This is a genomic window from Leeuwenhoekiella sp. MAR_2009_132 (assembly GCF_000687915.1).
Classification (GTDB): domain Bacteria; phylum Bacteroidota; class Bacteroidia; order Flavobacteriales; family Flavobacteriaceae; genus Leeuwenhoekiella.
In genome coordinates this window covers 1,672,368-1,685,329 of sequence record NZ_JHZY01000002.1, presented here as the reverse complement: position 1 = coordinate 1,685,329, position 12,962 = coordinate 1,672,368, and the positions used below count along the sequence as shown (strand labels likewise).

Annotated in this window: 10 protein-coding genes; all 10 read left to right on the top strand. The window is 38.5% G+C overall.

Annotation, left to right across the window (positions count from 1 at the left end):
- Window positions 1-90 precede the first annotated feature (90 nt).
- The 10 genes from proC (at window position 91) to P164_RS07125 (ending at window position 12,889) form a co-directional block, all read left to right on the top strand.
- A complete protein-coding gene (gene proC / locus P164_RS07170) occupies window positions 91-891 on the top strand; it encodes a pyrroline-5-carboxylate reductase (RefSeq protein WP_028375757.1) in 801 nt (266 codons plus the stop codon).
- Window positions 891-2,024 carry an aspartate aminotransferase family protein gene (locus P164_RS07165; RefSeq protein WP_028375756.1) on the top strand — a complete coding sequence of 378 codons (1,134 nt, stop codon included), beginning with the start codon at window positions 891-893 and terminating at the stop codon, window positions 2,022-2,024. Before proC ends, P164_RS07165 begins: the two co-directional genes overlap by 1 nt.
- Window positions 2,025-2,079: 55 nt before the next feature.
- Window positions 2,080-3,030 (top strand): N-acetylornithine carbamoyltransferase, encoded by a 951-nt coding sequence (locus tag P164_RS07160; protein WP_028375755.1) that lies wholly within the window; start codon window positions 2,080-2,082, stop codon window positions 3,028-3,030.
- A 9-nt stretch (window positions 3,031-3,039) separates the two neighbouring features.
- On the top strand, window positions 3,040-3,816 hold the full coding sequence (gene argB, locus P164_RS07155; protein WP_028375754.1) for an acetylglutamate kinase: 777 nt from the start codon (window positions 3,040-3,042) through the stop codon (window positions 3,814-3,816).
- Window positions 3,816-4,880 (top strand): M20/M25/M40 family metallo-hydrolase, encoded by a 1,065-nt coding sequence (locus P164_RS07150; protein ID WP_028375753.1) that lies wholly within the window; start codon window positions 3,816-3,818, stop codon window positions 4,878-4,880. The genes argB and P164_RS07150 overlap by 1 nt, the downstream gene beginning before the upstream one ends.
- Before the next feature lie 127 nt (window positions 4,881-5,007).
- The gene (gene argH, locus P164_RS07145; protein ID WP_028375752.1) at window positions 5,008-6,306 is read left to right on the top strand and encodes an argininosuccinate lyase; all 1,299 of its coding nucleotides are present in this window, start codon (window positions 5,008-5,010) and stop codon (window positions 6,304-6,306) included.
- 310 nt (window positions 6,307-6,616) lie between these two features.
- Window positions 6,617-7,000: a hypothetical protein gene (locus P164_RS07140; protein WP_028375751.1), complete on the top strand. Its 384-nt coding sequence runs from the start codon at window positions 6,617-6,619 to the stop codon at window positions 6,998-7,000.
- Between the two features lie 153 nt (window positions 7,001-7,153).
- A complete protein-coding gene (locus P164_RS07135; RefSeq protein WP_028375750.1) occupies window positions 7,154-8,236 on the top strand; it encodes an efflux RND transporter periplasmic adaptor subunit in 1,083 nt (360 codons plus the stop codon).
- Between the two features lie 23 nt (window positions 8,237-8,259).
- Window positions 8,260-11,466 carry an efflux RND transporter permease subunit gene (locus tag P164_RS07130; RefSeq protein WP_028375749.1) on the top strand — a complete coding sequence of 1,069 codons (3,207 nt, stop codon included), beginning with the start codon at window positions 8,260-8,262 and terminating at the stop codon, window positions 11,464-11,466.
- Window positions 11,444-12,889, top strand: coding sequence for a TolC family protein (locus tag P164_RS07125; protein ID WP_410503384.1), 1,446 nt, complete (start codon window positions 11,444-11,446; stop codon window positions 12,887-12,889). Before P164_RS07130 ends, P164_RS07125 begins: the two co-directional genes overlap by 23 nt.
- Window positions 12,890-12,962: the final 73 nt, after the last annotated feature.

Sequence of the window (12,962 nt, the reverse complement as noted above, 5' to 3'; positions counted from 1 at the left end):
ATATATTTCCGCCTTTGCGGAAATGAAAAAAATAATAAAAAAATAAATCCAACTCCCCTCTCTTTTGGAGAGGGGTTGGGGGTGAGGATTATGAAAATAGCAATTATAGGAACCGGAAACCTTGGGCTGGCTATAGCTAAAGGTCTTATTACAAATAACGCCATTACCTCGTTATACATGACCCGCCGGAATCCGGTTGGGATAGAATCATATGCAGAATATAAGAATGTGTATGTAACTTCAAATAATATTGAAGCTGTACAGAAATCTGATATTATCATATTTGCAGTTCAGCCGGCTCAATTGAGTGCTATTTTAAACGATATTAAAGGAGAACTTACCGATAAGCATGTATTGATTTCTACAATTACAGGATATCAAATTTCACAGATTGAAGCGATTGTAGGTACAGATCAATTTATCATACGAGCAATGCCTAATACTGCTATAGCTGTAGGTGCTTCTATGACGTGTTTAGCCAGTAATGAAAAAGGGATGAAGCGCATAAAAATTGCTGAAGCGATTTTTAATCGATTAGGAAATAGTCTTGTAATTCCTGAGAGTCAAATGCAGGCGGCGACAGTGGTTTGTGCAAGTGGTATAGCATTCTGGATGCGTTTAATACGGGCAACTACGCAAGCAGCTATTCAATTAGGTTTTGATGCAAAAGAAGCGCAAGAGCTTGCAATGCATACGTGTAATGGAGCTTCAAAACTGCTTATTGAATCGGGAAATCATCCTGAGGAAGAAATAGACCGGGTGACTACCCCAAAAGGCTGTACCATAGAAGGACTAAACGAGATGGAACATAAAGGTTTGAGTTCGTCTTTAATACAGGGAATGGTAGCTTCTTTTAATAAAATTAATGTGATTAAAACCGATCAGAAATAATGAGTTTATTTGATGTTTACCCCTTATATGATGTAACGCCTATAAAGGCTCAGGATGTGTGGGTTTATGATGCAAAACCTACAAAATATCTTGATTTATATGGCGGTCATGCTGTGATTTCTATAGGACACTCGCATCCTAAATATGTTGACAATTTAACTAAACAACTGGGGGATATAGGCTTTTACAGCAATGCGGTGCACAACCCGTTGCAAGAGGCTTTAGGAGAACGTTTACCTATTCAAGCTAATTGTCCCGGTTACCAGCTGTTTATGTGCAGCAGTGGTGCAGAAGCTAATGAGAATGCACTTAAAATGGCATCATTTGTAACCGGCAGAAAAAAGATTGTTGCGTTTAACAACAGTTTCCACGGAAGAACATCTGCGGCTGTTGCAGCGACCGATAACCCTAAAATTGTTGCTCCTATAAATGCACAACAGGAGGTAGAATTTTTACCTTTGGGAGATCTTGACGCTCTAGCTGGAATATTAGCTAAGGGCGATGTTTGTGCCGTGATTGTAGAATTTATTCAGGGCGTAGGTGGTTTAGACATCAGCACTAAAGAATTTTATGAAGGCGTTGATAAGCTTTGTAAGCAGACCGGGACGATCTTAATTGCAGATGAAGTACAGGCCGGTTTTGGACGTACCGGAAGATTCTTTGCATTTCAGGAATACGATGTGGAGCCAGAGGTGATTTCAATGGCAAAAGGTATGGGTAATGGCTTCCCGGTAGGAGGTATTTTAATTCATCCTACGATTAAAGCAGAATACGGGATGCTGGGAACCACCTTTGGAGGCAATCATCTGTCTTGTGTCGCAGCTTTAACCGTACTCGATGTTTTAGAAGAAGAAAAACTTATGGAACATGCTCTGCGTGTTTCTGATCACTTTAAGGCAAAAACCTTAGATATTCCGCAGATAAAAGGAGTGAAAGGCCGCGGTTTAATGCTAGGTCTTGAGTTTGAATTTGACACCGCAGCGTTGCGTAAAAAGCTTATTTACGATCAGCATATTTTTACAGGAAGCGCAAAAAATAAAAATCTGATACGTATACTTCCGCCACTTACCGTGCAGAATGAGCATATTGATCAGTTTTTTGATGCACTAAAAATAGAATTAGAAAAATTATAATTATAAATAACGCAGAGATTTCGGCTGCTAAATCCATTTTGACAGGAATCAACTAATGAAAAAATACACCAGTTTAGACGACATTACAGATCTACAGGAACTTATTGCGCAAGCGCGCGAACTTAAAAATAATCCGTATTCTTATGAGCAATTGGGTAAGCGTAAGCGCCTGGTAATGCTATTTTTTAATTCAAGCTTACGCACGCGCTTGAGTACCGAAAAAGCAGCCTGTAATTTAGGAATGGATGTCACGGTGATGAATTTTAATAGTGATGCCTGGAAGCTCGAGTTTGAGGATGGCACTGTTATGAATACAGATACCTCAGAGCATATTAAGGAAGCTGCACAGGTAATCTCGCAATATGGCGATATAATTGCGGTACGTGCTTTTCCTACTCTTACCGATAAAGCTAAAGATGAGTCAGAGTATGTGATTTCCAACTTTGTGAAGTATGCATCTGTGCCTGTTATAAATATGGAAAGTGCTACGGCACACCCGCTACAGGCACTTGCAGACGCAATTACTATTACCGAATTGTCACAGAAAAAGAAACCAAAAGTTGTTTTAAGTTGGGCTCCACATCCTAAAGCGTTGCCTCATGCAGTGGCAAACTCGTTTATAGGAATGATGCAAAAAATGGATGTAGATTTTACCATAACACATCCTAAAGGTTATGAATTAAGTGATGCTGTTATAAAAGATTCTACGGTAGAATACGATCAGAATGCAGCTTTAAAAGATGCAGATTTTGTCTATGTGAAAAACTGGAGTAATTATGAGAACTACGGAAAAGTTCTTGCGACCACAGATTCTCACAGTAGTTGGACCATTACAGAAGAAAAACTAGGCGACGCTAAATTTATGCATTGCCTGCCGGTGAGGCGTAATGTTATTGTTACAGATGGTGTTTTAGATGGAAAGAATTCTGTGGTCATTGAGCAGGCCAATAACCGCACATACTCCGCTCAGGTTGTTTTAAAAAAGATTTTAGAAAATCTGAATTAAACTCAAGTTATGAAAAACCTGAATATTGTTAAAGTAGGCGGAAACATTATAGAAAGTGGAGAAGATCTTCAAGCTTTTTTAGATGCTTTTGCAGCTTTATCAGCACCTAAAATCTTAGTTCACGGTGGTGGGAAACTTGCGAGTCAATTAGCAGAACGGTTAGGAATACCGGTTAAAATGACAAACGGCCGGAGAATTACAGATGCCGAAACCGTAGAAGTAATTACAATGGTTTATGGAGGTAAGGTTAATAAATCTATTGTGGCCGGTTTGCAAGCCAGAAACTGCAATGCGATTGGGTTTTCAGGAGCAGACGGTAATAGCATACGTTCTATAAAGCGCCCGGTTAAAGACGTTGATTTTGGCTTCGTGGGTGATGTTGTAGGCGTAAATTCAGAATTGATAGATAAATTATTGAGTCTAGATATAACTCCAGTGTTTTGTGCAATTACGCACGATGGTAAAGGACAGTTACTTAATACCAATGCAGATACGATTGCGTGCGAACTCGCAATTGGTCTTTCAAAAGAATATGAGGTAACGCTCAATTATTGCTTTGAGAAAGCCGGAGTGTTGTTAGATATAAATGATGAGACTTCAGTAGTAAAGGAAATAGATACTTCTAAATATTCAGAATTACTAAAAGATCAGGTTATCGCAGATGGGATGCTTCCGAAGTTAGAAAATTGTTTTTACGCTCTAAAAAACGGAGTAAGCAAAGTTCAATTGGGAAAACCGCAAATGCTTCAAAATACCACTACTAATTTTACAACCTTAAGACTGTAATGAACATAGAAAAACTTACGCAAGAGGCGCTAGAATTATTGAAGAATTTGATTTCTACGCAATCTTTTTCTTCAGAAGAAGAAGGTACCGCGGCTTTTATTGAAAATTGGTTTAAGGCACATGAGATACCCTTTCGCCGTCAGGCAAATAATATTTGGGCAACTAATAAAAACTTTGAAGAAGGTAAAACCACATTACTGTTAAATAGTCATCACGACACGGTTCAACCTAATAATGGCTATACACGCGACCCGTACTCGCCAGATATTGAAGATGGTAAATTATATGGTTTAGGAAGTAATGATGCGGGCGGTTGTTTGGTTTCTTTAATAGCAACCTTTACCTATTTCTATGCTCACGAGAACCCCAAATACAACCTGGTTATCGTAGCGAGTGGTGAGGAAGAAAGCAGCGGTCCTAACGGTTTAAACAGTATGCTTGAGGTAATACCGCATATTGATGTGGCTATAGTGGGGGAGCCTACCTTGATGAATTTAGCAATTGCAGAAAAGGGTTTGGTTGTTTTTGATGCTAAAGTATTAGGAAAACCATCTCACGCTGCACACCCTAATGATAATAATGCCATTTACAATTGTATTCCGGTATTGCAGTGGTTTCACGATTTTAAGTTTGAAAAAGTTTCTGAAGCTTTAGGAGAAGTTAAAATGACCGTTACACAGATTAATGGCGGGAAACAGCACAATGCGGTGCCTGCAGATGTTGATCTTGTTGTAGATGTACGTGTAAATGATCAATATAGCAATCAGGAAATTGCTCAGTTACTAAAAGATAGAGCTCCTTGTGATTCTATTGTAGCGCGTAGTTTGCGTTTAAACTCATCTTCTATTCCTAAAGATCACGATCTGGTAAAAGCTGGTATCGCGTTGGGTAGAAGTACATATGGTTCTCCTACATTAAGTGATCAGGCAGTTTTGACGTGTCCGTCTCTAAAATTAGGTCCGGGAGACAGCACACGTTCACATAGCGCTAATGAGTTTATTTATGTACAGGAAATTGAAGAAGGTATTCAGATTTACATAGATTTGCTTAAAAGTATACTGTAAATCCCTAATCCCCGAAGGGGAAATTGATAAGGGGAAAATAACACGTTTAATTAATATATTATTTAATCGCTTTGCGATTATAAGTACAAATAAAGGTTCCCTTCTTTGGAGGGGTCAGGGGAGGACAATGAAACTTTGGGATAAAGGCGCAAACATAGATGACAAAATCATCAAATTTACGGTAGGTAATGATCGTGAGATAGATACGCATATTGCAAAATATGATGTACAGGCAACACGTGCTCACGTGATTATGCTTCAAAAAGTAGGGATTATTACTGCTCACGAATTAGAAAATTTGTTACCGCAATTAGAAATTCTTGAGGCTCATACACAGAATCCAGATTTTTTTATTGAGCCAGAATATGAAGATATTCATAGTAAGATAGAAGCAGAATTAACTCTTATTTTAGGCGAAACCGGTAAAAAAGTACACACTGCACGTTCCCGAAATGATCAGGTTCTGGTAGCATTACATCTGTATTACAAAGATCAGTTACAGCAAATACGGGTGCGCACTGTTGCGCTTTTTGATACCTTGATGAAACTTGCCGAAAAGCATCAACACAAGTTACTTCCCGGGTATACACATTTGCAGGTAGCTATGCCCAGTAGTTTTGGGTTGTGGTTTTCTGCGTATGCAGAGTTATTAATAGACGATCTTACTTTACTCAATGCAACACTGCAAATTGTAGATCAGAATCCGTTAGGATCTGCAGCAGGTTATGGAAGTTCGTTTCCTATAGACCGAAATCTTACGACCAAAGAGATGGGTTTTGCCACCTTAAAATTTAATGTAGTTGCCGCACAAATGTCTCGAGGTAAAAGTGAACGTACGCTAGCTTCTACTTTAGGAAGTCTTGCAAACACGCTCTCTCGCTTTGCGATGGATATCTGCTTGTATATGAGTCAAAATTTTGGATTTATAAGCTTCCCGGAACAATTAACAACGGGCAGCAGTATTATGCCCCACAAAAAAAATCCTGATGTTTTTGAATTGATACGTGGTAAGTGTAATAAAATTCAGGCCTTGAGTACCGAAATGATTTTAATTACCAATAACCTGCCTAGTGGTTACCACAGAGATTATCAATTGCTAAAGGAAAATACCATCAATGCGATTGAAAATATTAAAGATATTCTTGAAATTTTTGAGTACAGCATTGCTCAAATCGTAGTGAAAGACATAGATCTTACTGAAGATAAATACAAATACATATTTACAGTAGACAGTATTAATAATCTTGTTGTAGAAGGTAAATCTTTTCGTGAGGCGTATAAAACAGTAGGAGGAGAGGTGCAGGCCGGAACCTATAAACCAGATGAAGGTAGAAAACATACCCATTTGGGAAGTATTCATAATCCGGGATTTGCTGAGATTAAGGAGAAAATGCGCAAAGTTTCTACCGCTTTAGATATTAGTTAAAAGAATTTCTCTTTTTTTGATTCAACCGAGTTTAATAAAGAAGACATTTTAAACAGAACGCTGTTTAAGAAGCATTAATTTTTCAATTTTTCTAAATTTCTCAGAAATGAGAGCGGCAGGAAAAATAATTCTTATGCTAAATTTTTAATTAAACGTCTCAAAAAATGAGGTATTGCTATTAGAAAACAGGTTAAATCTCTGTTTTTCTAAATATTGCGCAATGACCTATTTTCTACGAAAATTATAGCTTCAAATTTTGTGGTTACGAGGGTCTTATTTTACATTTGCTCAGCTTTTCCGAAAAAGATATATGAAGTTTCTGCTTTCATTTTTTATTATACTTTTTACGGGTTTTGTAAATCTATCTGGTGTTGCTGCTTTTCAAGCAGATATAAACACAGCTGATTTTCAATCCTCATTTGAAGATTTTATACTGAAATCTCAGGATCAGCACCACATTGATTTTAACTGGCCGGGTACCGCACCTGAAATTACGGTTGCAGAATTTGAGATTGAAGAGAGTAATACATTCTCAAAAGAAAAGCACATTGCCAGTATTCCTTTCTTTGGCCTTCCGGCTACTGTAATCAAGCATTTTTATACCTACAAATACAATTATTTAGATTCAGAAACGATCACTCCTGTTCGTGCTTCTGTTAAGTCATACCTTCTTTTTCAGGTATTCAGACTTTGATTTAACTTCTTTCAGCCTGTATCTCAATAGGCTAATCGCTTATTCTGTTTATTGATCTTAACGCATTTAGTTCAAAAACTAAGCAGAATATCTGTGTCTTTCCTGTTCAGGAAAACACCCACATTAATCTAACTATTTGTAAAGAAAATCACCATGAAAAGAATGCTCATGATGTTAGGCTTTGGGGCACTATTGTTCCATGTAAGCTGTAAGTCAGAACACCACGAAAAAGAAGAAGAAGTAAAATTCTTAGTTACAAACCCCATTCGTAAAGACACGATTCTCACAAAAGACTACGTGTCACAAATTCAATCAAGTCGCCACATAGAATTACGCGCCCAGGAACGCGGCTACCTTCAGAAAATATACGTAGATGAAGGACAATTTGTAAAGGAAGGACAGCTGCTGTTTCAAATTCTACCCAGAATCTATGAAGCGGAAGTTCAAAAATCAAAAGCTGAAGCTGAAGTTGCCAAAATAGAATACGAGAATACTAAGTTACTCGCAGACAGTGATGTTGTTTCTAAAAACGAACTGGCAATGACAAAGGCTAAAATGGATAAGGCTAACGCAGAATTGTCACTCGCTAACGTACATCTGGGTTTCACTCAAATACGAGCTCCTTTTGACGGTATTGTAGACCGTTTTCACGTGCGCTTGGGAAGCCTTGTAGATGAAGGTGAGTTGCTCACAAATTTATCTGATAATGCCACTATGTGGGTGTATTATAATGTGCCCGAAGCAGAATATCTCGATTATCAGACAAATCTAAAGACTGCAGACAAGCCACAGGTAAACTTACTTATGGCTAACAATAAATACTTTCAACACCCCGGTGTTGTAGAAACTATTGAAGCAGATTTTAATAACGAGACCGGTAACATTCCTTTTAGAGCAACCTTCCCTAATCCAGAAGGATTATTACGACATGGAGAGACTGGTAATATTCATGTTACTATACCTATTACAGGAGCATTATTAATTCCGCAGAAAGCCACTTTTGAAGTTCTTGACAAAAAATATGTTTATGTAATTGACAAAGACAATCGCGTAAAATCTCGTGAGATTACCATTTTAAATGAGATGCCACATCTTTATGTGGTTTCAAAAGGTTTATCTGAAAATGATAAGATTTTATTAGAAGGTTTACGTCTGGTACGTGAAAATGATAAAATAGAGTACGAGGTTAAAGATGCTAAGTCTGTAATTTCTAATCTTGATTTGTATGCAGAGTAATCAAATCATAAAACAGAAAAAACATGTTTAGTCAATTTATAAAAAGACCCGTTTTTGCGATAGTAATTTCGATTATTATCTTGTTTATAGGTTCGCTTGCTATCAAGCAGCTGCCTATATCGCAGTTTCCTCAGATAGCACCTACTACCGTAAACATCTTTATCGCGTATCCCGGTGCCAGTGCAGATGTATTGGTGAAATCAACCTTAATTACACTTGAAAATGCTATTAACGGTGTAGAAGATATGCGTTATATGGCCACTGATGCAACCAGTGCCGGTGAAGCAACACTACGTATCATATTTGAACCGGGAGTTGATCCTAATGATGCCGTAGTGCGCGTTAAAACCCGGGTAGACCAGGTTATGCCGCTCTTACCGGAGTTGGTACAACGGGAAGGTGTCGTGATTACACCAGTTCAACCCAGTATGTTGATGTACGTAAACCTCTATTCAAAGGATAAAAGTATGGATGAGAAATTTCTATACAATTATGCCGATGTAAAGATGATACCCGAGATCAACCGTCTTAAAGGTGTTGCACGTTCTCAAATACTAGGGAGTCGCAGATATGCTATGCGTGTGTGGCTAAACCCTGAGCGTATGCGTGCTTATAATGTCTCTGTAGAAGAAGTGATGGAGTCTTTGCAGGAACAAAGCATTATAGGAAGACCCGGTAGATTGGGACAGAGTTCTGGTATTACCGCACAATCTTTAGAATATGTCTTAACCTATAAAGGTAGATTTAATGAGCCCGAAGAATATGAGAATGTAATTATCAGGGCCAATGCAGATGGGGAAAGTATTCATTTAAAGGACATTGGTAAAGTAGAATTAGGTAGTGAATTCTTTGATATTTATTCCAATCTTGACGGGCATCCTTCTGCCGCAATTGTATTAAAACAAAACTACGGGAGTAACGCAAGTGATGTAATTGATGGGGTAAAGGAAAAGCTTGAAGAGATGAAGGCTGATTTCCCTCCGGGAATGGATTATAAAATTAGTTATGACGTTTCTAATTTCTTAGATGCTTCCATAGAGCAAGTTATTGATACGCTTAGAGATGCATTTTTATTAGTCGCTTTTGTGGTATTTATTTTCTTAGGTGACTGGCGTTCTACGTTGATCCCTATTATAGCCGTTCCGGTTTCTTTAGTAGGTGCATTTTTCGTAATTCAGCTGTTTGGGATGTCAATTAACCTGGTTACTTTATTTGCATTAGTTCTTGCAATTGGTATTGTGGTAGATGATGCTATTGTAGTGGTTGAGGCTGTACATGCCAAGTTTCACGAGTTTCCAGATATCACGCCATACAAAGCTGTTAAACTGGTTCTTGGTGAAATTTCGGGAGCGATCATAGCGATTACCGCTGTTATGGTTTCGGTATTCCTGCCTATTACATTTATGTCTGGACCGGTAGGAACTTTCTACAGACAATTTTCAATTACAATGGCAAGTTCTATTGTGATTTCTGCAATTGTAGCCCTTACGCTTACCCCGGTTCTCTGTGCGATGCTCTTAAAAAATAATCACGGAAAAGAGAAAAAAGGTAACATTCTTACAAAAGCACTAGATGGTTTTAATAATTGGTTTGACAGGCTTACCGGTAGGTATGTACGCTTGCTTAAAACTATTGTTAGCAGACGTATACTTACGTTTGGAATTCTTATCGCCGTTTGTGCATTGATATTTTTTGAAAATCAAATTTTACCTTCTGGGTTTATACCTAGTGAAGATCAAGGAACAATCTACGCGATAATTCAAACTCCGCCAGGAGCAACATTAGAGCGTACAAACAAAGTATCACTCGAGCTTCAGAAGATTTGTGAAGAAGTAGAAGGCGTAGAGTCGGTTTCGTCTTTAGCGGGTTATGAAATTATGACCGAAGGTAGGGGTTCTAACGCAGGTACTTGTTTGATTAACTTAAAATCCTGGGGAGATAGAAAGCATACCGTTACCGAAATTATGGAAGAGCTGGAAGAAAAGTCTAAAAATCTGGGGGCGGTCATTGAGTATTTTGAGCCACCGGCTATTCCCGGTTTTGGATCTTCAGGAGGTTTTTCTATGCGTTTACTAGATAAAACGACAGACACAGATTATCAGGATTTTGATAAAATAAATCAAAATTTTATGGATGAGTTGGGCAAGCGTAAAGAGCTAGCCGGTTTGTTTACCTTTTTTGCTGCAAATTACCCACAGTATGAACTTGAGATCAATAATGATCTGGCGATGCAAAAAGGGGTTTCTATAGGTAAGGCTATGGAAAACTTAAACATTATGATAGGTAGTACCTATGAGCAGGGGTTCATCAAGTTTGGCCGTTTCTTTAAAGTGTATGTACAATCAGACCCTCAGTATAGAAAATTACCTTCAGATATTTTGAATTTGTATGTGAAGAATGATACCGGTGAGATGGTGCCGTATTCAGCTTTTATGAAGCTTAAGAAAACGCAGGGACCTAATGAGGTAACGCGTTACAACATGTACAATTCTGCGGCTATACAAGGTCAGCCTGCAAAAGGTTATACTACAGCAGATGCAATTGCAGCCGTGCGCGAAGTTGCAGCAACAACCTTACCTAAAGGCTATGATATTGCCTGGGAAGGATTGTCCTATGACGAGGCAGGCAGAGGTAATGAAGCCCTGTATATTTTTGGAATCGTTCTCGCCTTCGTATACTTCGTACTTGCGGCGCAGTATGAGAGTTTTATAATTCCGCTTGCTATAATTTTTTCTATACCTATAGGACTTTTAGGATCGTTTGTAATGCTTCAATTAATGGGGCTTCAAAATGATATTTATGCACAAATAGGACTCATAATGCTGGTAGGACTCCTGGGTAAAAATGCCGTTCTTATCGTAGAGTTTGCGGTCTTAAAGCGAAGTGAGGGAGCCACCATTTATGAAGCTGCAATTGAAGGAGCCCGAGTACGTTTTAGACCTATTTTAATGACTTCATTTGCATTTGTTGCAGGTCTTATTCCATTAATTATCGCTACCGGTGCAGGTGCTATTGGTAACCGTACCATAGGTGCTTCTTCTTTAGGTGGAATGTTATTCGGAACCCTATTTGGGGTAGTCATAATCCCTGGACTGTATTACATTTTTGCAACCCTTGCAGACGGAAGAAAGTTGATTAAAGATGAGGAGGACCATTCTTTATCTGAAGGATTTGTGCACGAAATAGACCGTTTTTCAAAACTAAAAGATGATGAGAGCCATGATAAATAAAACCAAAATATTATATACGGGAGTAGTGGTTCTACTACTCTCGTTCTCAGCCTGTAAAGCACCCGGTCTGGTAGAACGGGATGTAGAACTTAAACTTCCTAAAACATTTGCTGCAACTGCAGATACCGCACAGACTGCTCGTGTTAACTGGAAAGATTATTTTACAGATCCCTATTTAAGTAGCTTGATTGATACTGCATTGCAAAACAATCAGGAATTAAACATTATGCTTCAGGAGATTTCTATCTCTAAGGCCGAAATCAAAGCTAAAAAAGGGGAGTACCTGCCTTTTGTAGGCTTTGGTGCTTCTAGTGAAACCGAAAAAGTAGGAAGATATACCAGTCAGGGAGCTAATGATGCAAATACTGAAATTAGAGAAGGAGTTGAATTTCCCGAGCCGTTGCCAAACTACAGATTCGGACTTCAGGCGAGCTGGGAATTAGATATCTGGGGAAAGCTTCGTAATTCTAAGAAAGCAGCGGTATTTAATTATCTGTCTAGTGTTGAAGGTCGAAATTTTATGGTTACGCAACTCGTGGGTGAGCTAGCAGAATCCTATTATGAGTTACTGGCTTTAGACAATCAGTTAGAAATAGTAAACCGAAATATTGAGATACGTAACAATGCTTTTGAGATTATTAAACTTCAAAAGGAAGCTGCACGAGTAACTGGTCTTGCTGTTTCGCGATTTGAGGCTGAAGTATTGCACACAAAAAGTTTGCAGTTTGATATTCAGCAGCGTATTGTAGAAACCGAAAATCGAATTAACTTTCTTACAGGTCGCTTTCCGCAAAAAGTAGAACGCAGCACCACCAAGTTGATTGATCTCGTTCCTGAAGCTATAAAAGCCGGAATTCCTGCTCAGTTATTAGAAAACCGCACCGATGTTAAACAGGCAGAACTGGCTCTTGCTGCAGCTAAATTAGATGTAAAAGTTGCTAAGGCACGTTTTTACCCCTCGTTAGGAATTCGTGCCGGAATAGGCTATGAGGCCTTTAATCCTAAGTATTTATTAAACAGTCCTGAGTCCCTTTTATATACTATAGCAGGAGAATTAACTGCGCCTTTAATCAACAGAAATGAGATTAAGGCGGCGTATATGACCGCAAATGCTAAACAGGTACAGGCGGTGTATGATTATGAGCGTACCGTACTTAATGCATATATCGAGGTGGCTAACCAACTTTCTAAAGTGGCCAATCTTGCAAAAAGTTATGATTTAAAAGCTCAGGAAGTAGCTGCGTTAAACCGTTCTATTGATATTTCTAACAAGTTATTTAGTTCTGCGCGTGCAGATTATATGGAAGTTTTAATGACCCAGCGTGATGCTTTAGAATCAAACTTTGATCTTATAGAAACAAAGATGGATCAAATGAATGCGTATGTGCATATGTACCAGGCGCTAGGTGGCGGCTGGAATTAAGGATTTAGTTAGTGTTGATGCAGTTTGTGGTGAATTACCCCTAAATTAATAATCATCACAAACCAGAAACCGC

Coding starts and splice junctions, on each gene's coding strand:
- P164_RS07135 (WP_028375750.1), top strand. CDS start 7,154: ATGAAAAGAATGCTCATGATGTTAGGCTTTGGGGCACTATTGTTCCAT.
- P164_RS07165 (WP_028375756.1), top strand. CDS start 891: ATGAGTTTATTTGATGTTTACCCCTTATATGATGTAACGCCTATAAAG.
- proC (WP_028375757.1), top strand. CDS start 91: ATGAAAATAGCAATTATAGGAACCGGAAACCTTGGGCTGGCTATAGCT.
- P164_RS07125 (WP_410503384.1), top strand. CDS start 11,444: ATGATGAGAGCCATGATAAATAAAACCAAAATATTATATACGGGAGTA.
- P164_RS07150 (WP_028375753.1), top strand. CDS start 3,816: ATGAACATAGAAAAACTTACGCAAGAGGCGCTAGAATTATTGAAGAAT.
- argB (WP_028375754.1), top strand. CDS start 3,040: ATGAAAAACCTGAATATTGTTAAAGTAGGCGGAAACATTATAGAAAGT.
- P164_RS07130 (WP_028375749.1), top strand. CDS start 8,260: ATGTTTAGTCAATTTATAAAAAGACCCGTTTTTGCGATAGTAATTTCG.
- argH (WP_028375752.1), top strand. CDS start 5,008: ATGAAACTTTGGGATAAAGGCGCAAACATAGATGACAAAATCATCAAA.
- P164_RS07140 (WP_028375751.1), top strand. CDS start 6,617: ATGAAGTTTCTGCTTTCATTTTTTATTATACTTTTTACGGGTTTTGTA.
- P164_RS07160 (WP_028375755.1), top strand. CDS start 2,080: ATGAAAAAATACACCAGTTTAGACGACATTACAGATCTACAGGAACTT.